Origin of the sequence: Microbacterium soli (assembly GCF_039539005.1) — a bacterium.
GTDB lineage: Bacteria > Actinomycetota > Actinomycetes > Actinomycetales > Microbacteriaceae > Microbacterium > Microbacterium soli.
In genome coordinates this window covers 214,584-234,431 of record NZ_BAABCP010000001.1, presented here as the reverse complement: position 1 = coordinate 234,431, position 19,848 = coordinate 214,584, and the positions used below count along the sequence as shown (strand labels likewise).

The window sequence follows — 19,848 nt, the reverse complement described above, 5'->3', positions numbered from 1 at the left end:
GTTCGATAGGATCATGCGCACTATGGACGACCCTCCTTCTTGCAGTACATCGCCCCACTGCCCGCCTCCCGCACCGCGCGAGGCAGCCAGCTGATGGAATATCTGCTGCTGGGCGTGGGGCTCCTGCTCATCGTCGGCACGGGGATCTTCGTCGCCAGCGAGTTCGCCCTGGTCAATCTCGATCGCGCCGAGCTCGAGGCGCGCAGGGCGCGCGGCGAACTCCGACTGCTCCTCACGATCCGCGCACTGAAGGTGACCTCCACGCACCTCTCCTCGGCGCAGCTCGGGATCACGCTGACGACGCTGCTCACCGGATACACGATGGAACCGGCCATCTCGACGATGCTCGCACCGCTTCTGCGGGTCTGGGGGGTGCCGCCGGAGGCGGCTGCTCCGGTCTCGGTCACCGTGGCGATGCTGGTCGCCACCTTCCTGTCGATGATCCTCGGCGAGTTGGTGCCGAAGAACTTCGCGCTCGCCCTGCCCGTGCAGACGGCGAAGCTCGTCATTCCGCTGCAGACCGCCTTCACCCTGGTCTTCAAGCCCGCCGTGCTGGCGCTCAACGGCAGCGCGAACGCCGTGCTGCGCGCGGTCGGCATCGAGCCGAAGGAGGAGCTCTCCGGTGCGCGCAGCGCGGAGGAGCTGTCATCGCTCGTGCGCCGCTCGGCCAGTCAGGGCGTGCTCGAGGAGGACACCGCGACCCTGCTGGACCGCAGCCTGACGTTCGCCCGGCTCACCGCCGACGACATCATGACTCCGCGGCCCAGCATGCACGCGATCTCCGTCGGCGACTCGGCGGATGACGTCATCCGTCTCGCGCGTAGCACGGGTCACAGCCGGTTCCCCGTCTACGACGACGATCTCGATGACATCACCGGGGTCGTGCATCTGAAGGCGGCGATCTCGGTACCGCGCGAGAAGCGCCTCGAAGTGCCGGTCGGCGCGCTGAGCACCGAACCGCTGCGAGTGCCGGAGACGGTGCACCTGGACGTGCTGGTCGCGGAGCTGCGCTCGAAGGGGTATCAGATGGCCGTCGTCGTCGACGAGTACGGCGGCACGGCGGGCATCGTCACCCTGGAGGACCTCATCGAGGAGATCGTCGGAGAGGTGTTCGACGAGCACGACCGCTCGCGCGCGGGCATCGTCCGCCACGCCGGGTCGATCACCTTCCCGGGTGAGCTGCGGCCTGACGAGCTGCTCGCACGCACGGACATCGAGGTGCCCGAGGGCGAGGTCTACGACACGGTCGGCGGCTACATGATGAGCGTGCTCGAGCGCGTGCCGGTGCCCGGCGACGAGGTGCGGGTGGACAGCGGTGCGCTCACCGTCGTCCGCATGGACGGCCGCCGCGTCGACCGTGTGCGCTACGTGCCCGACCCCGCACCCGCCACCGACGACGGGACGGAGACGGACCGGTGAGCGACTGGACGGGCCTGGTCTGGCTGATCGTGCTGCTGCTGGCGAACGCGTTCTTCGTCGGCGGTGAGTTCGCGGTCGTCTCCGCGCGACGCTCGCAGATCGAGCCGATCGCCGAGCGCGGCGTGCACAGCGCGAAGACCGCGCTGTACGCGATGGAGCATGCGACCCTCATGCTGGCGACATCCCAGCTGGGCATCACGATCTGCTCCCTGCTGATCCTCAACGTCTCCGAGCCGGCGATCCACCACCTGCTCGAGGTGCCCATGCGAGCGCTGGGCTGGGCCGACGGGATGATCTCCGTCACCGCGTTCGTGATCACGCTGGCGCTGGTGTCGTTCCTGCACGTGGTGTTCGGGGAGATGGTCCCCAAGAACCTCGCATTCTCGATGCCCGATCGTGCGGTGCTGCTCCTCGCGCCGCCGCTGGTGTGGATCTCCCGCGTGTTCCGACCTGTGATCAGCGCGCTGAACGCCATGGCCAATGCGGCGCTGCGGCTGTTCCGCGTCGAGCCGAAGAGCGAGGCGTCCTCGACGTTCACGATCGACGAGGTCGCCACGATCGTGGCACGCTCACGCCGGGAGGGCGTGCTGGACGACGCATCGGGGACGGTCGCCGCCGTCGTCGAGTTCACCGACAAGAAGGCGCGGGACATCGCGGTGCCGATGACGGAGCTGATCACCCTGCCGGAGACGGCCACGCCCGCGGACGTGGAGCGCGCGGTCGCCCGCTACGGCTTCTCGCGGTACGTGATCGTGGACGAGGATCGGACACCGGTCGGGTACGTGCACCTGAAGGACGTGCTGCGCGTCTCCGAGGACGCCGGCGCTCAGCAGGACGCGCAGCTGCCCGCCAAGCGGATCAACCACATGGTGCCCGTGCAGGAGGACACCGACCTGGAGGATGCGCTGGCCGCCATGCGCAATGCCGGCAGGCACCTCGCCAAGGTCCGGGACGGAGCGGGCACGGTGACGGCAGTGCTGTTCCTGGAGGACGTCCTCGAGGAACTCGTGGGCGAGGTGCAGGACGCCACGCGCCGCGGATACGGCCGCTGACCGGGCCGGACGCACGGGGCTCGCGCCGGGGCCGTGCGCGGCGACCCCGGCTCAGTCCCGCCAGCGCGCGCGCAGGTACTGCGGCGGCCAGTCGGCCTGCACGTGCAGCTCGTGCGCGGCACGCAGGGCGAAGTGCGGGTCGCGCAGCCATTCGCGGCCCGCGAAGACGGCATCCGCGGCCCCGCCGTCCAGCACCTCCTGAGCCTGTCGGGCACTCGTGATGAGACCGACCGCCGCCGTCGGCACGCCGCCCTCCCTGATCGTCGCGGCGAACGGCACCTGATAGCCGGGGCGATAGTCGATCCTCGGCCGCGGGACGATGCCGCCGCTGGACACGTCGATGAGATCCGCCCCGGCATCCACCGCCCACAGTCCGACCTGCGCGGCCTCCTCGGGGGTGAAACCGCCGTCGGCGTAGTCGGTGGCCGACAGTCGCACGAACACCGGCAGCGCCTCCCCGGCCGATTCCCGCACGGCCCGCACCGCGCGCAGTAGCAGGCGCGCACGATTCGGCAGCGACCCGCCGTACTCGTCGGTGCGCGCGTTCGACAGCGGGGACAGGAACTCGTGCAGCAGGTATCCGTGCGCGCCGTGCACCTCGAGAACGTCGAACCCGGCCTGCACGGCGCGGCGGGCAGCCTCCGCGAACCCGGCGACCACGCGCTCGATACCGTCGACGTCGAGGGCGGCGGGCTCGGCATAGTCGTCGAAGGCGATCGCAGACGGCGCGACGGTCGCCCACCCTCCCTCGGACACCGGCACGGACCCGCGCTGATCCGCCCACGGCCACCAGGTGGACGCCATGCGTCCGGCGTGCGCGAGCTGCACCCCCAGCAGACCACCGCGCTCGTGCACGTCGTCGACGATCTCAGACCACGCCGCACGCTGCTGCTCGGTCCACAGCCCCGTGTCCCGGGGGGAGATCCGGCCCTCCGCGACGACCGCCGTGGCCTCCGCCATGATGAGCCCCGCGCCGCCGGAGGCGAACTGGGCCAGGTGGGTGCGGTGCCAGCGCTGCGGCACGCCGTCCACGGCGCTGTACATGCACATGGGCGACACCCACAGGCGGTTGCGGAAGGTTCGGGAGCGGAGCGTCAGAGGCGAGAACAGCGTGGTCACACGTCGACGCTACCGGGTGCGCGTGCGGAAGGGAGCGCTAGCGTGGAGATCATGATCCGGGAGTGGACGATGGCGGACACCGCGGCTGTCCTGCGCATCCCCACCGCCGCCGATGACAAGTACAGCCGCGGGGTGGTCGCGCTGCGCACGGGGTCGGCGGCCTATCCGGGGGCGGCGGTGCTGGGCGTGGAGGCCGCCTGGCGCACGGGTGCCGGGTACGTCCGCTACCTGGGAGGGGCGCCGGATGCCGTGCTGGCGCGCCGTCCGGAGACCGTCGTCGGTGACGAGATCGGCCGCACGCGGGTGGGTGCATGGGTCATCGGCTCGGGGACGGACGCCGCGCATCGCAGCGAGCACGAGCAGACCGCGCTGAGACGGGTGCTCTCGGGCCGGACGCCGGTCGTGGTGGACGCGGGGGCGCTGGACCTCGCGCAGGAGGCCGTCGCGCCCCTGGTCCTCACCCCGCACGGCGGGGAGCTGGACAGGCTGTGCGAACAGCTCGGCATCGCCCGCCCGCAGGAGGCCGCCTCCGGATCTCCCGAGCACCGGGCGGCGGCGAGCATCGAGGTCGCGCGGATGCTGCACGCCGTCGTGCTGTGCAAGGGGGCGCGCACCCTCATCGCCTCGCCGGACGGTCGCACGATCGCCGTGACCGATGCCCCGGCCTGGCTCGCCACCGCGGGGACGGGTGATGTGCTGGCGGGCATCCTCGGCACGCTGCTGGCGGCCGCCCCGGGCCGTCCGCACGAGGAGGTCGCGGCGGCGGCGGCCTGGCTGCACGGGTTCGCCGCTGCCATCGCATCCGGCGCGCGCGACGGGGCCGTCGGGCATCCCATCGTCGCGATGGACGTGGCGGAGGCGCTGCCCGCGGCGATCGCGGAGCTGATCGCGTGAGGGCGCCGCGCCGCCGCCGGCGAGCGGGAGCGCACCCGGGGCGCGGATGCCGGAGGGCACGATGATGCGCAGACGGGCCCGCACCGCCGTGCTGTGGAGCGTCTTCATCGCCGTGCACGTCGTGACGGCATGGCTCGGGTGGGTGCTGTCCGCCCAGCCCATGGGCGATGTCGTGCTGGTCTACCGGCCGTGGACCGCTTCGGCGCTCGCCGGCGGCCCCGTCATGGGCGTCACGGAGGAGTGGGTCTATCCTCAGCTGGCGCTGCTGCCCATGCTGCTCGCCCAGCTGCCGGCCGTGCCGCTGGGGGTCGTGCTCGGACCGCAGGGCGGCTACTTGGTGGGCTGGGCGGTGCTGGTCACGGCGTGCGACCTGCTGGGGTTCGCCGTGCTGGTGCGCGACGGCGGAACGAGACGGCGGCGGATGGCGGCGTGGTTCTGGGCGACGGCGCTGCTGCTGCTCGGACCCGTCGCACTGTATCGGATCGACGCGATCACCGTGCCGGTGGCCCTCGTGGGCGGTCTGTGGCTGGCTCGTCGCCCTCGCACCGGGACCGTGCTGCTGGCCATCGGCGCATGGGTGAAGGTCTGGCCCGGAGCCATCGTGCTGGCGGCCCTCGCAGCCGGTCGCCGCGTCAGGGACGTGCTCGTGGCGTCGGCGACCGTCACGGTCGTGGTCGTCGGCGTCCTGCTGCTGCTCGGCGCGGGGGAGCACGTCCTCGGGTTCCTCACCGCGCAGACCGGTCGTGGTCTGCAGCTCGAGGCGGTCGCGGCGACCGGGTTCCTCTGGCTCGCCATGGCGGGGAGCGCGCGGATCGAGTACAGCCATGAGATCCTCACGTTCCAGATCTCCGCACCGGGCGCCGAGGCGGTCTCCGCCGCCCTGACGCCCGTCATGGTCCTGGTCACCGCGGGCATCCTCCTGCTCGGCGTCCTGCGCGCCCGCCGGGGCACGGCATGGCAGCGACTGCTGCCGCCGCTCTCGCTGGCGCTCGTGGCTGGGCTGATCGTCACCAACAAGGTCGGCTCCCCGCAGTTCCAGACCTGGCTGATCGTGCCGGTCCTCCTGTGGATCGTCTACGACAGACCGCGCGCACGGACGGCGATGGTGCTCGTGGCGCTGCTGTGCGCGCTCACCTTCTGCGTCTACCCCCTCGTCTATGATCAGCTGCTGCAGGCCGCGCCGGGCGCTGTGCTCGTCCTCACCGTGCGCAACCTGCTGCTCATCGTCCTTCTCGTCCATGGGGTGCGCGCCGTCGTGCGCACCCCGACACCGCCCGTGCGCAGCCGCGTCACGCGCTGAACCCAACGAATCCGGAGGTATCCCATGCTCGTCGCATTCTCAGTCGCCCCCTCAGGCAACGGCCGCTCCGGCGACTCCGTCCACGACGCGGTCGCCGCCGCCGTCCGCGTGGTGCGCCAGTCGGGCCTCGCGCACCGCACCACGAGCATGTTCACCGAGATCGAGGGGCCGGACTGGGACACCGTGATGGGCGTCGTCAAGCAGGCGACCGAAGCGGTGATGCCGTTCGGATCCCGCGTGTCCCTCGTCCTCAAGGCCGACATCCGCCCCGGCTACAGCGGCGAACTGGATGCCAAGATCCAGCGGCTCGAGGCGGCGATCGACGCGTCCGAAGAGGGCTGAGCGGACGTGGGCACTGACACGCCGATCCGTGTCGCCGGCACTGCGGTGGTGCTGCGCGACGCGGGCGCGGGGCCCGAGACGCTGCTGCTGCGCCGGCCGATGACCGGGTCGTTCCCCGGCGCCTGGGTGTTCCCCGGCGGCAGCGTCGACCCGGCCGACCGGGATGGAGAGCCCGCGGAGGCGGTCGCCGCGCAGCGGGCCGCCGTGCGCGAGACCCGTGAAGAGGCCGGCATCGGCATCCGTGATCTGACGCTGCTCTCGCGGTGGATTCCGCCTGCCGAGGCGCCGGCGCGATTCCGCACCTGGTTCTTCCTCGCCAGGGATCGTGGCGACGAGGTGCGTGTGAATCCCGGCGAGATCACGGATGCCGTGTGGCTGACGGCCGCGCGTGCGCTGGCCGAGCATGCCTCCGGTGCGCTCGTGCTGGCGCCGCCGACCTGGGTGACGCTGCACGGACTGCTCGCGCATCGCACTGTCGACGAGGCACTCACCTCGGTGCGGGAGCCCGCGTTGTTCGCCACGCACGTGCGCACGACCGACGGGGGAAGGATCGTGATGTGGGCGGGCGATGAGGAGCATCCCGACCGGCCGGGGCCGGCGGGGGCACGGCATCGACTGCTGATGGGAGACCCGCCCTGGACGTATCAGCGCACCTGAGGGCGACCGGTGACCGGCGCGGCGCCGGACCGCGCGGGCTCAGGAGTCCAGCAGACGCCGCAGGTGCATCCCGACCTCGTCGGTCTCGATGAGGAAGCCGTCGTGGCCGAAGTCGCTGGACAGCACGATCGCCTCCTCGTCGATGAGTCCGGGAATGCTGCGTGCGATGCGCTGCTGCCCGTCCACGGGGAACAGACGGTCGCTGTCGATGCCCAGCACGAGGGTCTTGGCGGTGATGGTGTGCAGCGCCTCCTCGACGCCGCCGCGGTCGCGGCCGATGTCGTGGGAGTTCATCGCCTCGACGACCGTGATGTAGCTGTTGGCGTCGAAGCGGCGGGTGAACTTGTTGCCGTGGAAGTCCAGGTACGACTGCACGGCGAAGCGCCCTCCGCGGCCCAGCGGTGAGACGCCGGACTGCCAGGAGCGCTGGAAGCGCTGATTGAGCTCGATGGGGCTGCGGTAGTTCAGCAGCGCCATGCGGCGCGCCAGGGCCAGGCCTCGGTGCGGGCCCTCGCCCAGCGCGGCGTCGTAGTACTCGCCGCCGGCGAAGTGCGGGTCCATCCGCACGGTCTCCAGCTGCACGAAGTTGAGGGCGAGCTGATCCGCCGTGGTCACCGGGGGAGAGGACAGCACGCCCAGGCGCTGCACGCGCTCCGGCTCCATGATGGCCCACTCCAGCGCGTGCATGCCCCCCATCGAACCGCCGATCACCGCCGCCCAGCGATCGATGCCGAGCGAATCCGCCAACCGGATCTGCGCCGTCACCTGATCGCGGATCGTCAGGTACGGGAAGCGGGAAGCCCATTCCCGCCCGTCGGGTGCGACGCTCGCGGGGCCGGTGGACCCCTGACATCCGCCGAGCATGTTCGGGGCGATCACGAACCAGCGGTCGGTGTCCACGGCGGCACCGGGACCGACCACCTGCTCCCACCATCCCGCGGTGGGGTGCCCGGCCCCCGCCTCGCCGCGCACATGGCTGTCGCCCGTGAGAGCGTGCAGGATCAGCACGGCGTTGTCCCGCGCCTCGTTCAGCTCGCCCCATGACTCCCAGGCGAGCCTCGTCGCCGGCAGGTGCTCGCCGTTCTCGGTGTGGAAGTCGCCCAGGAAGGTGAAGCGGCGATGCCCGGCGGGGTCGCCGTCGCGCCAGGCGCCCGTGGCCGGTGGCCGAGCCCGGAGCAGACGCTCGTCGGCTTCGGTCACGGGCGCCGACGGCACCGTGTCCTCCGGGGTCGTCTGCCAGTCCATGTCTCCATTCTCCCGGGTGCCGCGGTCGAGAGCGGGCAGGTTACACGCCGCAGACGCCGGATGCCCCGGACCGGGCGGTCCGAGGCATCCGGCGTCTGCGGGAGCGGGATGTCAGGCGCGAGCGGCCTCGACGACGGCTCGAGCGGCCGCGAGGGCCTGCTCCAGGTCGGCCTTGAGATCCTCGACGTTCTCGAGTCCGACCGACAGGCGCACCAGACCGGGGGTGACGCCGCTGGAGAGCTGCTGCTCGGGCGAGAGCTGCGAGTGGGTGGTCGACGCCGGGTGGATGACCAGCGAGCGCACGTCGCCGATGTTGGCGAGGTGGCTGAACAGCTTGAGGTTGTCGACGAACGCGCGACCCGCGTCCACGCCGCCCTTGAGCTCGAAGCTGAACACGGCGCCGGGACCCTTGGGCGTGTACTTGTTGGCGGCCGCGTACCAGGGGGAGCTGGGCAGACCGGCGTAGCTGACCGAGGCGATGTCGTCGAGGCGCTCGAGCCAGGCCGCGATCTCCTTGGTGTTCTCCACGTGACGCTCCATGCGCAGCGACAGGGTCTCGATCCCCTGGATGAGCTGCCAGGCGCTGGCGGGGGCGATCGCGGGGCCGAGATCGCGCAGCAGCTGCACCCGGGCCTTGATGATGTAGGCGATGCCGTCGCCGAGCACGCCGGAGTAGCTGACGCCGTGGTAAGAGGGGTCCGGCTCGGTCAGACCCGGGAACTTGTCGGCGTGCTCGGACCACGGGAAGGTCCCGCCGTCGACGATCGCACCGGCGATGACGGTGCCGTGACCGCCGAGGAACTTCGTCGCCGCGTGGATGACGATGTCGGCGCCGTGCTCGAACGGACGCAGCAGGTACGGGGTGGCGATCGTGTTGTCGATGATCAGCGGGACGCCGTGGCTGTGCGCGATGCCGGCCACGGTCTCGATGTCGAGGACGTTGATCTTCGGGTTGCCGATCGACTCGGCGAAGAAGAGCTTGGTGTTGGGGCGGACGGCCGCCTCCCACGCCTGCGGGTCGTCCTGGTCCTCCACGAACGTGGTCTCGATGCCGAGACGGTCGAGGGTGTACTTCAGCAGGTTGTAGGTGCCGCCGTACAGTGCCGAGGAGGCGACGACGTGGTCGCCGGCGGACGCCAGGTTGAGGATCGACAGCGTCGCGGCGGACATGCCCGAGGCGACGAGCAGCGCGGCCGTGCCGCCCTCGAGCGCGGCGAGGCGCTGCTCGACGACGTCCTGCGTGGGGTTCTGGATGCGCGTGTAGATGTTGCCCGTCTCGGCCAGCGAGAAGAGGTTGGCGGCGTGCTCGGTGTCGCGGAAGACGAACGAGGTGGTCTGGTAGATCGGAGTCGCGCGCGAGCCGGTGACCGGGTCCGGCGCGGCACCGGAGTGGATCTGCTTGGTCTCGAAACGCCAGTCTTCAGCGGTCATTCGGAAATCTCCCCCAGTGGGCGTGGATGTCGGGTGGTGGGCTGCTGCCCTCCTGCGAGGGTACGAAGGAGGGATGCGGCCTGACAAGCGCGGGGAAATGTTACGTAACACGCGGATGATCGGTTTGCGAGCGGGGACGTCGTACGGTGGAGGCATGGTGAACAGACGTGCAGTGGTCACGGGGGCCAGCAGCGGGATCGGGGAGGCCACGGTGCGCGCGCTGCGCGCGCAGGGCTGGGACGTGGTCGGAGTCGCCCGGCGCGCGGAGCGACTCGCCGTGCTCGACGAGCAGACCGGCTCCCGCTCCATCGCCTGCGATCTGACGGATGCGGATGCGGTGTCCTCCCTGGTCGATGAGCTGAGGCGCACGGGGCCGGTGCACGCGCTCGTGCAGGTGGCGGGCGGCGCACGCGGCACCGACAGCGTCGAGGGCGGATCCGTCGATGACTGGCAGTGGATGTACGACGCGAACGTGCTGTCGACGCAGCGACTCGTGGCGGGCCTGCTGCCACTCCTGCGTCTCGCGGCGCAGAAGAGCGGACACGCCGACACGGTGTTCGTGACCTCCACGGCCGCCCAGGTCGGCTATCCCGGCGGTGGCGGTTACAACGCGGCGAAGGCCGCCGAGTCGATGCTCGTCAAGGTGCTGCGTCAGGAGCTGAACGGCGAGCCGATCCGCGTCGTGGAGGTGGCGCCGGGTCTCGTGCACACCGAGGAGTTCACCCTCAATCGCCTGCGCGGCGACCGGATCGCCGCGGAGGCCGTGTACTCCGGCGTGCCCGAGCCGTTGCTCGGCGAGGACGTCGCCGATGTCATCGCCTACGCCCTGAACGCACCGCGCCGGGTGAACCTGGACCTGGTGACCATGCGCCCCGTCGCGCAGTCCGCGCAGCATCTGCTCGCCCGCGGCCCGCTTCAGGTGCGCACGGACGACTGATGCCGCAGACCCTCGCCGAACTCGCGGCCTCCGGTCAGATCGATCCGGGCTGGGCCGCCGCCCTGGCGCCCGCGCAGCCGCTGATCGCCGAGCTCGGACAGCGGCTGCGCGCCGAGAACGCCGCCGGACGGGGCTATCTGCCGGCGGGACCGCTCGTGCTGCGGGCCTTCCAGCGTCCGCTCGCCGACGTGCGGGTGCTCATCACCGGGCAGGATCCGTACCCGACCCGCGGGCATCCGATCGGACTCTCGTTCGCGGTCGAGCGGGGGGTGCGCCCGCTGCCGCGGAGCCTCGCGAACATCTACCGGGAGCGCCAGGACGACCTCGGCATCCCGCCGGCGCCGCACGGCGACCTCACGGCCTGGAGCGATCAGGGCGTGCTGCTGCTGAACAGGGTTCTCACCGTCCGGCCGGGAGCCCCCGCCTCGCATCGCGGGTGGGGCTGGGAGAAGGTCACCGAGCTGGCCATCCGCGCCCTCGTGGCACGGCGCGAGCCGCTGGTGGCGATCCTGTGGGGCGCGGACGCCCGACGCCTGAAGCCGCTGCTGGAGGGTGTGCCCGTGGTCGAATCCGCGCATCCGTCGCCGCTGTCGGCCTCACGCGGGTTCTTCGGATCGCGGCCGTTCTCCCGCACCAACGCGCTGTTGGCGCGGCTGGGGGCGGACCCCGTCGACTGGCGGGTGGAGGGTGAGGCCTGAAGCCCCCCGGCCCTGACGCAGGGCCGGTTCGCCCCGGTCATCGGACCGTCCGGCACCGGTTGTCGGACCGTTTCGCCCGTCGATCCGTCCGGTTGTGAGTTCGCCGCGATTTGCGGCTAAAGTAACGCGGAACACCGTTGCCCGACGACTGCTGCGCGCTTCGCGGGCATGCCACGACGAGAAGACGAGGACGTCCCTTCGCCATGACACTGGATTTCTCCCGCTACCCGCAGACGCCGCACGGCGGCACACTCGTCGACCAGGTCGTCCCCGCCGACCGCAGGGACGCCGAGACGCAGCGCGCTCGCGCACTGCCCGGCATCCGTGTGGATCTGGAGGCGATCATCACCATCGAGATGATCGCCACCGGGGTGCTCTCGCCCGCCCGGGGCTTCATGAACGAGGCCGACTACCTGTCGGTGCTCGAGCACGGCCGGCTGGCCGGCGGAGTGGTCTGGCCCGTGCCGCTCAGTTTCGCTCCCACGGGGAAGGTCAACGCCGAGGTCATCGCCGGGCTTTCCGTGGGCGACGAGGTCGCCCTGACCGACAGTGACGACGACCCGGTGGCCATTCTCGCCATCGAGGACATCTTCTCCTACGACCGCGAGTTCCGCGCCCGCAAGCTGTTCGGCACGACCGACCGCAACCACCCGGGCGTCGACTCGATCTACCGGCGCATGGGGGAGGTGGCCCTGGGCGGGACGCTGCATCTGCTCAAGCGCGTCGACTGGGGTCCGTTCGAGGCGCTCCGACGCGAGCCGAAGGACACCTGGAGGCTGTTCTACGAGGAGAAGGGCTTTCGGTCGGTGGCGGGCTTCATCACCGGCGCGAACCCGCTGCACCGCGGTCACGAGTACATCCACCGCAACGCGCTGGAAGAGGTCGACGGCATCTTCCTGCAGCCCCTGGTGGAGATGGCCAAGCGGGAGTATGTGCGGCACGAGTACCGCATCCGCGGCTACCGGAACGTGATGGACCAGTACTACCCGGCCGAGCGCTCCATCCTCTCGCCGCTGCGCGTGACGTACATCTTCGCCGGGCCGCGCGAGGCCATCCTGCACGCGCTCATCATGAAGAACTACGGCTGCACGCACGCGCTGATCGGCCGCGACCACGCCGGCATCGGCGACTACTACGACAAGTACGCCAGCCACTCCGTGTTCGACGAGTACAGCGCCGACGAGCTGGGCATCGACGTGCGCCTGTTCCACGAGGTGTTCTACGACGCGCGCGCGGCCGTGCACGCCACCGAGCGCACCATGGCATCCGACGACGTGCGCTACCGCCTGAACATCTCCGGCACGGGCATCCGCGAACTGCTGCGTTACGGCTTCATGCCGCCCAAGGAGGTCGTCCGGCCCGAGTCCGCGCTCGCCGCGATCCAGGGAGTCCAGCCGAAGGGGCTCGGCGAGGACGGCCGGGCCACGATCACGCCGGTCGGCAAGGTCATCAAGAGCATGTTCCCGTTCTACCTCGAGTACACCAGGCTCGGTGGCCAGCCCAGGGAGGTGCCGCTGAAAGTGGAGGATCTCACCTACGCGGACCTCGAGACGGTGATCCGGGACGTCCGCGAGCACACCGGTCTGATCTATCAGGACGTCTACGACGAGTACAGCGAGGTCCTCGACCGCACCCGCTCGCTGCAGCCGTCGTGGCGCGAGGAGGCCAGGGCGGGCCTGCGCAGCAGGCAGGAGCAGCTGGTCGCCGAACTCGAGCAGAAGCACGCGCAGGCGGACGAGACCGCGTCGGACGAGTTCATGTACCAGGATCGGGAGGAGGCCGAGCGCGAGCTCGCCGCCGCGCGCCGGCTGCTGGCCGAGATCCCGGCGGACCTCACCGACGATGCGCTGGCGGCTCGGGTGTGGAATCCCATGCCGTACGCACGCTATCGCGGTGCCGACGAGGAGTGACCGGCGGGGTCGGAGCGGTCACGGCTCCGGGATGACCGGGATCGCGGCCAGCAGCGCCCTGGTGTAGTCCTCGGACGGATGCCGCAGCACGGCATCCGTCCGACCGCGTTCGACGATGCGGCCGTCCTTCATGACCAGCACGGTGTCCGCGAGGTTCTGCACCACGCCGATGTCGTGCGACACCATGATGAGCGTGAGCCCCTCCTCGTGCCGCAGACGCTCCAGGAGTTCGAGGACCTGGGCCCGGGCCGTGACATCCAGCGCGGACAGTGGCTCGTCGCCGACGAGGATGCGCGGACGGTGCGCGATGGCGCGCGCGATGGCGATCCTCTGGCGCTGCCCGCCGGAGAACTCGTGCGGGTGGCGGTCCGCCATCTCGGCATCCAGCCCGACTTGCTCGAGGACCTCGCGCACACGCGCACGATGGTCTCCCGGAACGCCCAGCGCCCACAGCGGCTCTGCGATGCTCTGGCCGGCGGTCATGCGCGGATCAAGCGAGGCGTACGGGTCCTGGAACACCAGACCGGTCCACCTGCGCAGCCAGTGCAGCGAACGGGCGGATGCCGTCGCATCCACCTCCCTGCCGTCGATGCGCACCACGCCCGCGGTCGGCCGGTCCAGTCCCAGCAGGAGTCGCACGAGAGTCGACTTCCCGGAGCCCGACTCGCCGATGACGCCCACGGATGCGCCCTCCTCGATCGTCAGATCGGTGGGGTGCAGGGCCGGCGCCGTGCGCGGGCGCTCGAACATCGTGCGGCGGGGCAGGGGGAAGGCGCGGCTGAGACCGGACGCTTCGATGAGACTCATGACGCGCCCCCGTTCCCGTCGCCGTCCGGCCGCCACAGCGTGGCCGTCGCGTCCCGCAGCAGCGCACGGGTCACGGGGGAGGACGGCGTGCTCAGCAGCGTGCCGACGGCACCCTGCTCGACCACCCGGCCGTGCTCGAGCACCGCGGCATGAGTGGCGATCTGGGAGAGCACGGCGAGGTCGTGGGTGATGAACACCAGCGACATGCCCTGCTCCTGCACGAGCGCGTGCAGCAGGCGCAGCACCTCCGCCTGGATGGTCACATCCAGCGCAGTGGTCGGCTCGTCGGCGATCAGCAGGTCCGGACGGCAGGCCAGCGCCATCGCGATGGCCGCTCTCTGGCGCTGGCCGCCGGAGAGCTGATGCGGATAGCGGTCGACGATGGACTCCGGTTCGGGCAGGTGCACGCGGGCGGCTTCGGCGATGGCGCGCACCCGTGCCGCGCGCCGTCCGATGCGCTCGTGGATGCGGATCGACTCGGCGATCTGCCTGCCCACGGTGCGGATGGGGTTCAGCGCCGTGCGCGGCTCCTGGAAGACCATTCCGATGTCGTCGCCGCGCAGCCGTGCCAGCTCCCGGTCCGGCATTCCGATCAGCTCGACGCCGTTCCAGCGGATGCTGCCGTGCGCGGTGGCCTCCTCGGGGAGCAGCCCCATCACGGCGAGGGCGGTGAGGGACTTGCCCGATCCCGATTCGCCGATCAGGCCGAAGCGCTGACCGTCGGCGACGGCGAACGAGACGCCGTCCACGAGGGTCCGGCCGCCGATCTCGATGACGAGGTCGCGCACCTCGAGGCTCACGCGATCACCACCGGCTCGTGGAGTCGGTCCGCGTCCCGTGACAGCGTCGGATCGGTGGCCTCGCGCAGCGCATCGCCGAGCAGGTTCAGCCCCAGGACCGTGACGGTGATGGCCAGGCCCGGCCACACCACGGTCAACGGGTGCACGCCGATGTAGCGCTGCAGATCGGCCAGCAGCGTCCCCCAGGACGCCTCCGTGAGCGTTGCACCGAAGCCGAGGTAGGACAGTCCGGCCTCGGCCAGCACGGCGACGGCCATCGACCACGACAGCTGGACGATGAACACCGGCGCGATGTTGGGCAGCAGATGCCGGAGGAGGTTCTGCCCCGTGCTCAGGCCCGCGGCGCGGCCGGCGACGACGAAATCGCTCTGCTGGACGCGCCGCAGCTCGGGGCGGGTGACGCGGGCCATGCTCACCCCGAATCCGATGCCGACGGCGAAGACGACCACCCACAGCGAGCCGCCCCAGACCGCCGAGATCATCATGGCGATCAGGAGCACCGGGAAGGCGATGAGGATGTCCACGAGCACGGCCACGGTCTCGCGCAGCCACCGCGCCGTGAGAGCGCCCAGGGCTGCCAGGGCGATGCCGACGACGGTGGCCACCACTGCGGACCCCACGGCGACGAACACCGTGGTGCGCGCCCCCGCCATGAGCAGACTGAGGATGTCACGGCCCGTGCCGTCGGTGCCCAGCAGATGCGGCCAGCTCGGTGCGGCCCAGCGTCCGCGGACATCGGAGATCATGGGATCGAACGGAGTCCACAGCAGCGACACGAGGGCGGTCAGCACGATTAGCGCGACCACGGCGACACCGAACAGACCGGTCCGGGTCGACAGCAGGGTGCGCAGCCAGCGGGGCATCATTCCGCCTCCGCTCGCTGACGCGGGTCGACGATGTGGTGCACGAGGTCGACGAGGAAGCCGATCACGAGCACGAAGCCGGTGAGCACCAGCAGCTCGCTCTGCACTTTCACGAGATCCCTGGTGCCGACGTCGACGACGAGCATCCGCCCGATTCCCGGCAGGGTGAACAGCTGCTCGATGACCACCGATCCGACGATGATTCCCGCCACCTGCACACCGAGCACCGTGACGATCGAGAGGCCGACGGCGGGGATGCCGTGGCGGATCAGCGCCTGTCTGCGGGTGAGGCCCTTCGCCGCCGCGGTGCGCACGAAGTCCTGACCGGCGGCCTGCAGGGTGGCGCTGCGCACGAACCGCATGAGCATCGCGCCCTCGACGATGCCGATCGTCAGGGCCGGCAGCAGCAACGACTCGAACGCGGCCGCCGGCGTCGACCATCCCGCGCGGGGGAATCCCTGGGCGGGGAGCCACCCCAGCCAGTGCGCGAAGACGACCACGAGCATCATCCCGGCCCAGATCACCGGCACGGCTGCGACGGTCTGTGCCGCCACGCTCATCGCGGTGCCGGTCGACCTGCCGCGCAGCACGGCCGACAGCACGCCGAACGGCGCCGCGATGAGCATGGCGATGAGCATGGACATGAGCGCGAGGGGACCGGTGACCCTGGCCTTCTCCCACAGCTCCGCTCCGACCGACGCGCCACTGAGCTGCGAGGTGCCCAGGTCCCCGTGGAAGAGCCCGCCGACCCAGTCGGCGTACTGCGCGGGCAGCGGACGGTCGAGACCGAGCGATTTCCGGATCGCCTCGACCTGCTCGGGCCCGGCCTGCGTGCCGGCGACGAGTTGCGCGACGTCGCCGGGGAGAACCCGAAGCGTGAAGAAGATGATCACGCTCGACACGAGCAATCCCACGATCAGCAGGACTCCTCGTGTGAGCGCGTATCGGAGCACAGGTCAGCCGGCGGTCCTGGTGACGCCGGCGAGGTCGATGCGCGAGTTGATCGAGTCCTCCGGGAATCCCGTGATGCCGGGGCTCAGCGCCGTCAGCGTGGCGCCGTTGTACAGCCAGTCCGCGGCGTGGTCCTCGGAGACGATGCGAGCCGCCTTCTTCAGCAGGTCGGCCGATGCGTCGGGGTCGCGTTCGGCCCGGGCCCTGGCGTACAGGTTCTGCACCTCGCTGTCGTCGTAGCCGAAGTAGTAGTCGGGGTCGGCCCAGTTGTTGAAGTCGCGGGGCTCCACGTGCAGCACGAAGCTGAGCTCGTAGTCGTGGTTGGTGTACACGTCCTCGAGCCAGGTGGCGAACTCGACGCGATCGACCTCGAGGGAGACTCCCACCTTTGCGAAGTCCGAGACGAGCACCTGGGCGACCGTCGTGCCGTAGATCGACGGGATCGTGAGGGTCAGCTCCAGCTCGGACTGACCGGCCTCCTCGAGCAGCTCCTTCGCCCTGTCAGGGTCGTAGGGGACGAGCTCGGAGAGGTCCTCATAGCCGGGGTCGAGCTCGGGGATCGGGCCGTACAGGGTCTGACCGGCGCCGACGGCCTCGACGAGGGCGTCATGGTCGATGGCCAGGCGCAGGGCCTCGCGCACCCGCTTGTCGCTGAGCGGAGCCCTGGCGTTGTTGAAGGCGAGTGTGGCCTTGTCCGTCGTGCGGCCGGTGGTGATGGTGAACTCGCCGGTGTCCTCCAGCTGGGACACGAGGTTCGGGTCGACGGCGGTGAGCACGTCGACGCTGCCGTCCAGGGCGGCGTTGACTCCGGCGGTGAAATCGGGGATGTACTGGAAGGTCACCTCTGCGAGACCGGCCTTCTCGCCCCAGTAGTCGTCGTAGCGGTCGAAGGTGATGGAGCTGCCCTTCATCCAGCGCTGGAGGACGAACGGACCCGTGCCGTTCTCGGCCGTCTTCAGATCGGTGCCGTCGTCGGTCTTGAAGACGAGTCCTGCCGGCCCGGTGAGGGTGAACAGGAAGTTCTGGTCGGGCTCGGCGAGGGTGATCTGCACGGTCAGGTCGTCGGGGGCGCTGATCTCGGTCACACCGGCGAACTGCGCGTTCCCCTGCACCGCGGCATCCGTCCGCACGGTCTCATACGACGACACCACGTCGGCGGCCGTCAGTGCGCTGCCGTCGTGGAAGGTGACGCCCTCGTTGAGCGTGAAGGTGTAGGTGAGCCCGTCGTCGGAGATCTCGTGGGATGCCGCGAGGCGGTCCTCGATGGTGTTGTCCTGCGTGCGGGTGACGAGCCCCTCGTAGATGTTGTCGACGAGGATCTGCTCCAGCGCCGCGCCACTGGTGTGGCGGATGTCCAGGTTCGTCGGCTCCAGGACGAGACCCACGGTCAGCTCGGCGTTCGGGTCGGCTGCCCCGGTCGTCGTGGTGGGGGTGTCCTGGGGTGTGGCACCGCCGCAGGCGGTGAGGACGAGCGCACCGACGGCGAGGACGCCGATGGCGGCCAGCTGGACGGGTCTGCGGATGCTGCGGAACGGTGACAAGGTGTGTCCTCTCGGAGGGTGCTGTGAGGAGCCGCTGGTCAGCGGGTGGGACGATTCAGTGCTTCGGAGGCGGCGTCGGCGATGGATGCCGGGTCGGTCTCCTGCACGTTGTGCCCGGCGTCGACGGTGCGCACGACGGCGTCGGGCAGCCGTCGGGAGAACTCCGCGACGTCGGACTCCTGCAGGAAGCCGCGGGTGCCGCGGAGGAGGGTGACCGGTGCGGTGACGGCGGCGAGGGCCGCCCACGGGTCATCCGCGGCGGTCGAGGCGCGGCTGTCGGTGTTCAGGGCGTCGAAGGTGCGGCCGATGACCTGTGCGAAGTGGTGCTTCCACTCCACGCGACCGTCCTCGCGCACGCGGGTGTTGAAGAAGACGCCTCGCTCGGTGTCCTCTCGGGAGCCGCCGAACCCGAAGCGCTCGGCGCGGTCGACGGCCTCGTCGCGTGAGGCGAAGTCGGTGACCTGGTAGAACTCGCGCAGGATCGATGGCGCCGCGTCAGTGTCCAGACCGGGGACGATGTCGACGAGGATGAGCTCCCGGACGAGTTCGGGGTGCCGGGCGGCGACGACCGCTGCGGTCAGGCCGCCGAGGGAATGACCGATGAGCACCTGCGGCCCCGACGTCTGCTGCGCGATCGCGAGGGCGACGTCGGGTGCCAGGGACGCGGGGGAGTAGTCGAGGTCCGGCCGCCAGGAGGAGTCGCCGTGTCCGGCGAGGTCGATGGCCAGCGACGGCCGTCCCAGCAGGAGGTTCACGGTGTCCCACGTGTGGGCGTTGAGCCCCGCCCCGTGCAGCAGGGTGACCTCGGGCTTCGCGGACCCGAAACGGAGGGCGCTGAGGGTGCGCCCGTCGGGCAGGGAGGTCGTCACGCGGCGCGTCGAGGGGACATCCGTGCCGAGTCCGGCGGCCTGCGCGGGCAGGTAGCGGAACTCGCTGCTGTCTTGGGTCACGGCCATATTCTGCTATCGGTTGACGGTGACGGAGAAATCTGGAGTCAGATCGTCCATGTTGGAAGGGTCTGCGGTGGTCAGAATGATCAATAAGAAAGGACTTCTATTGTTATTGTGGTGCAGCTCGTGCGCGGGGTGGGATCGAGCTTCTCGTCCTATGGTGGAAGGATGCCCGTCCTCAGCGTTCCCGGTGTGAACAACCTGCGAGATGTCGGCGGCATTCCTGCCGGAGACACGCGCGTGCGCTCGGGTGCGCTGCTGCGTTCGGGGCATCTGTCCGGGGTGACGGCGGAGGGACGGTCCGTCCTGAGCGGGCTCGTACGGCACATCGTCGATCTGCGCGATGATGCCGAGGTGCGCTCCGCGCCGTCCGACCTGACCGCCGTCGACACGACGCGGGTGCCGCTGTTCCTCGGCTCGGCGGACTCCTTCCTCGCACAGGGCATGGATCTCGCCGCCATGTACCGGCACCTCGTCGATGAATCCGGCGAGCGGTTCGTCGAGGCGATCCGGGTGATCGCGAGGGGAGAACCGACACTCGTGCACTGCACGCTCGGCAAGGATCGCACCGGGGTGACGGTGGCCCTCGCCCTCAGTGCGGTCGGCGCCGACAGGGACGCCGTGATCGCGGACTACGCGCTGACCCAGTCCCAGCTGTCGGCCTCGCGCAAGCGGTCCATCGAGCGGTACCTGCGGGCGATCTCGGCGAACCCGCACAACGCGATCCAGGTGGCCACGGCGTCGCCCGCCGCGGTGATGGCCGCGCTGCTGGATGACATCGATGAGCGCTTCGGGTCGGCCGCCGGGTATCTGGAGACCTCGGGGCTGACGGACGCCGAGCTCGCGGCCCTGCGCGATGCTCTGCTGGTCTGAGCATTCGGTGCAGCCCCTGGGTACCCGGCGAGGCCTCGAAGGAAGGTTAGGCAACCCTT

The 19,848-nt window shown here is 70.5% G+C and carries 19 protein-coding genes; 10 read left to right on the top strand and 9 right to left on the bottom strand.

Going from position 1 to position 19,848, the window contains the following annotated elements; translation table 11 throughout:
* Nucleotides 1–93 precede the first annotated feature (93 nt).
* Together ABD770_RS01185 and ABD770_RS01180 are read left to right on the top strand one after the other, a co-directional pair.
* On the top strand, nucleotides 94–1,419 hold the full coding sequence (locus ABD770_RS01185) for a hemolysin family protein (RefSeq protein WP_344819835.1): 1,326 nt from the start codon (nucleotides 94–96) through the stop codon (nucleotides 1,417–1,419).
* A complete protein-coding gene (locus ABD770_RS01180) occupies nucleotides 1,416–2,471 on the top strand; it encodes a hemolysin family protein (protein WP_344817661.1) in 1,056 nt (351 codons plus the stop codon). The genes ABD770_RS01185 and ABD770_RS01180 overlap by 4 nt, the downstream gene beginning before the upstream one ends.
* 51 nt (nucleotides 2,472–2,522) lie before the next feature.
* Here ABD770_RS01180 and ABD770_RS01175 read toward each other — a convergent pair whose 3' ends face one another.
* Nucleotides 2,523–3,590, bottom strand: a complete 1,068-nt coding sequence (locus ABD770_RS01175; RefSeq protein ID WP_344817660.1) for an NADH:flavin oxidoreductase/NADH oxidase — start codon at nucleotides 3,588–3,590, stop codon at nucleotides 2,523–2,525.
* A 51-nt stretch (nucleotides 3,591–3,641) separates the two neighbouring features.
* Here ABD770_RS01175 and ABD770_RS01170 point away from each other — a divergent pair, with 51 nt between their 5' ends.
* The 4 genes from ABD770_RS01170 (at nucleotide 3,642) to ABD770_RS01155 (ending at nucleotide 6,783) form a co-directional block, all read left to right on the top strand.
* Nucleotides 3,642–4,484, top strand: coding sequence for an ADP-dependent NAD(P)H-hydrate dehydratase (locus tag ABD770_RS01170; protein ID WP_344819834.1), 843 nt, complete (start codon nucleotides 3,642–3,644; stop codon nucleotides 4,482–4,484).
* A 61-nt stretch (nucleotides 4,485–4,545) separates the two neighbouring features.
* Entirely contained in the window at nucleotides 4,546–5,784 is a 1,239-nt protein-coding gene (locus tag ABD770_RS01165; RefSeq protein ID WP_344817659.1) for a hypothetical protein, read from the top strand.
* 24 nt (nucleotides 5,785–5,808) lie between these two features.
* On the top strand, nucleotides 5,809–6,126 hold the full coding sequence (locus ABD770_RS01160; RefSeq protein ID WP_344817658.1) for a thiamine-binding protein: 318 nt from the start codon (nucleotides 5,809–5,811) through the stop codon (nucleotides 6,124–6,126).
* 6 nt (nucleotides 6,127–6,132) lie between these two features.
* Nucleotides 6,133–6,783, top strand: coding sequence for an NUDIX hydrolase (locus tag ABD770_RS01155; protein WP_344817657.1), 651 nt, complete (start codon nucleotides 6,133–6,135; stop codon nucleotides 6,781–6,783).
* 39 nt (nucleotides 6,784–6,822) lie between these two features.
* Here the strand turns inward: ABD770_RS01155 and metX are convergent, their stop codons facing one another.
* Complete coding sequence (metX, locus tag ABD770_RS01150) at nucleotides 6,823–8,028, bottom strand: homoserine O-acetyltransferase MetX (RefSeq protein WP_344817656.1); 1,206 nt, start codon at nucleotides 8,026–8,028, stop codon at nucleotides 6,823–6,825.
* A gap of 111 nt (nucleotides 8,029–8,139) precedes the next feature.
* The gene (locus ABD770_RS01145; protein ID WP_344817655.1) at nucleotides 8,140–9,459 is read right to left on the bottom strand and encodes a bifunctional o-acetylhomoserine/o-acetylserine sulfhydrylase; all 1,320 of its coding nucleotides are present in this window, start codon (nucleotides 9,457–9,459) and stop codon (nucleotides 8,140–8,142) included.
* Nucleotides 9,460–9,613: 154 nt separating this feature from the next.
* Between ABD770_RS01145 and ABD770_RS01140 the strand changes: the two genes are divergently transcribed.
* The 3 genes from ABD770_RS01140 to ABD770_RS01130 all read left to right on the top strand — a co-directional run bounded on the left by ABD770_RS01140 (nucleotide 9,614) and on the right by ABD770_RS01130 (nucleotide 13,004).
* Nucleotides 9,614–10,396: an SDR family oxidoreductase gene (locus ABD770_RS01140; protein ID WP_344817654.1), complete on the top strand. Its 783-nt coding sequence runs from the start codon at nucleotides 9,614–9,616 to the stop codon at nucleotides 10,394–10,396.
* A complete protein-coding gene (locus tag ABD770_RS01135; RefSeq protein ID WP_344817653.1) occupies nucleotides 10,396–11,094 on the top strand; it encodes a uracil-DNA glycosylase in 699 nt (232 codons plus the stop codon). Before ABD770_RS01140 ends, ABD770_RS01135 begins: the two co-directional genes overlap by 1 nt.
* Nucleotides 11,095–11,297: 203 nt before the next feature.
* Entirely contained in the window at nucleotides 11,298–13,004 is a 1,707-nt protein-coding gene (locus tag ABD770_RS01130; protein ID WP_344817652.1) for a hypothetical protein, read from the top strand.
* Nucleotides 13,005–13,022: 18 nt separating this feature from the next.
* Here ABD770_RS01130 and ABD770_RS01125 read toward each other — a convergent pair whose 3' ends face one another.
* The 6 genes from ABD770_RS01125 to ABD770_RS01100 are packed head-to-tail and all read right to left on the bottom strand — an operon-like array spanning nucleotide 13,023 to nucleotide 18,922.
* On the bottom strand, nucleotides 13,023–13,811 hold the full coding sequence (locus tag ABD770_RS01125; protein ID WP_344817651.1) for an ABC transporter ATP-binding protein: 789 nt from the start codon (nucleotides 13,809–13,811) through the stop codon (nucleotides 13,023–13,025).
* Nucleotides 13,808–14,611, bottom strand: coding sequence for an ATP-binding cassette domain-containing protein (locus ABD770_RS01120; protein WP_344817650.1), 804 nt, complete (start codon nucleotides 14,609–14,611; stop codon nucleotides 13,808–13,810). Before ABD770_RS01120 ends, ABD770_RS01125 begins: the two co-directional genes overlap by 4 nt.
* Nucleotides 14,608–15,477, bottom strand: a complete 870-nt coding sequence (locus tag ABD770_RS01115; protein ID WP_425562711.1) for an ABC transporter permease — start codon at nucleotides 15,475–15,477, stop codon at nucleotides 14,608–14,610. The genes ABD770_RS01120 and ABD770_RS01115 overlap by 4 nt, the downstream gene beginning before the upstream one ends.
* On the bottom strand, nucleotides 15,474–16,427 hold the full coding sequence (locus ABD770_RS01110; protein ID WP_344817648.1) for an ABC transporter permease: 954 nt from the start codon (nucleotides 16,425–16,427) through the stop codon (nucleotides 15,474–15,476). The genes ABD770_RS01115 and ABD770_RS01110 overlap by 4 nt, the downstream gene beginning before the upstream one ends.
* 3 nt (nucleotides 16,428–16,430) lie before the next feature.
* Nucleotides 16,431–17,966 (bottom strand): ABC transporter substrate-binding protein, encoded by a 1,536-nt coding sequence (locus ABD770_RS01105; RefSeq protein ID WP_344817647.1) that lies wholly within the window; start codon nucleotides 17,964–17,966, stop codon nucleotides 16,431–16,433.
* 38 nt (nucleotides 17,967–18,004) lie between these two features.
* On the bottom strand, nucleotides 18,005–18,922 hold the full coding sequence (locus ABD770_RS01100; RefSeq protein WP_344817646.1) for an alpha/beta fold hydrolase: 918 nt from the start codon (nucleotides 18,920–18,922) through the stop codon (nucleotides 18,005–18,007).
* A gap of 162 nt (nucleotides 18,923–19,084) precedes the next feature.
* Here ABD770_RS01100 and ABD770_RS01095 point away from each other — a divergent pair, with 162 nt between their 5' ends.
* Entirely contained in the window at nucleotides 19,085–19,789 is a 705-nt protein-coding gene (locus ABD770_RS01095) for a tyrosine-protein phosphatase (protein WP_344817645.1), read from the top strand.
* The last annotated feature ends 59 nt before the right edge of the window (nucleotides 19,790–19,848 follow it).

Excerpts from the sequence above, each read along its gene's own strand:
- ABD770_RS01185 (WP_344819835.1), top strand. The coding sequence starts at position 94 with ATGGAATATCTGCTGCTGGGCGTGGGGCTCCTGCTCATCGTCGGCACG.
- ABD770_RS01170 (WP_344819834.1), top strand. The coding sequence starts at position 3,642 with ATGATCCGGGAGTGGACGATGGCGGACACCGCGGCTGTCCTGCGCATC.
- ABD770_RS01165 (WP_344817659.1), top strand. The coding sequence starts at position 4,546 with ATGATGCGCAGACGGGCCCGCACCGCCGTGCTGTGGAGCGTCTTCATC.
- ABD770_RS01160 (WP_344817658.1), top strand. The coding sequence starts at position 5,809 with ATGCTCGTCGCATTCTCAGTCGCCCCCTCAGGCAACGGCCGCTCCGGC.
- metX (WP_344817656.1), bottom strand. The coding sequence starts at position 8,028 with ATGGACTGGCAGACGACCCCGGAGGACACGGTGCCGTCGGCGCCCGTG.
- ABD770_RS01145 (WP_344817655.1), bottom strand. The coding sequence starts at position 9,459 with ATGACCGCTGAAGACTGGCGTTTCGAGACCAAGCAGATCCACTCCGGT.
- ABD770_RS01140 (WP_344817654.1), top strand. The coding sequence starts at position 9,614 with ATGGTGAACAGACGTGCAGTGGTCACGGGGGCCAGCAGCGGGATCGGG.
- ABD770_RS01135 (WP_344817653.1), top strand. The coding sequence starts at position 10,396 with ATGCCGCAGACCCTCGCCGAACTCGCGGCCTCCGGTCAGATCGATCCG.
- ABD770_RS01130 (WP_344817652.1), top strand. The coding sequence starts at position 11,298 with ATGACACTGGATTTCTCCCGCTACCCGCAGACGCCGCACGGCGGCACA.
- ABD770_RS01125 (WP_344817651.1), bottom strand. The coding sequence starts at position 13,811 with ATGAGTCTCATCGAAGCGTCCGGTCTCAGCCGCGCCTTCCCCCTGCCC.
- ABD770_RS01115 (WP_425562711.1), bottom strand. The coding sequence starts at position 15,477 with ATGATGCCCCGCTGGCTGCGCACCCTGCTGTCGACCCGGACCGGTCTG.
- ABD770_RS01100 (WP_344817646.1), bottom strand. The coding sequence starts at position 18,922 with ATGGCCGTGACCCAAGACAGCAGCGAGTTCCGCTACCTGCCCGCGCAG.
- ABD770_RS01095 (WP_344817645.1), top strand. The coding sequence starts at position 19,085 with ATGCCCGTCCTCAGCGTTCCCGGTGTGAACAACCTGCGAGATGTCGGC.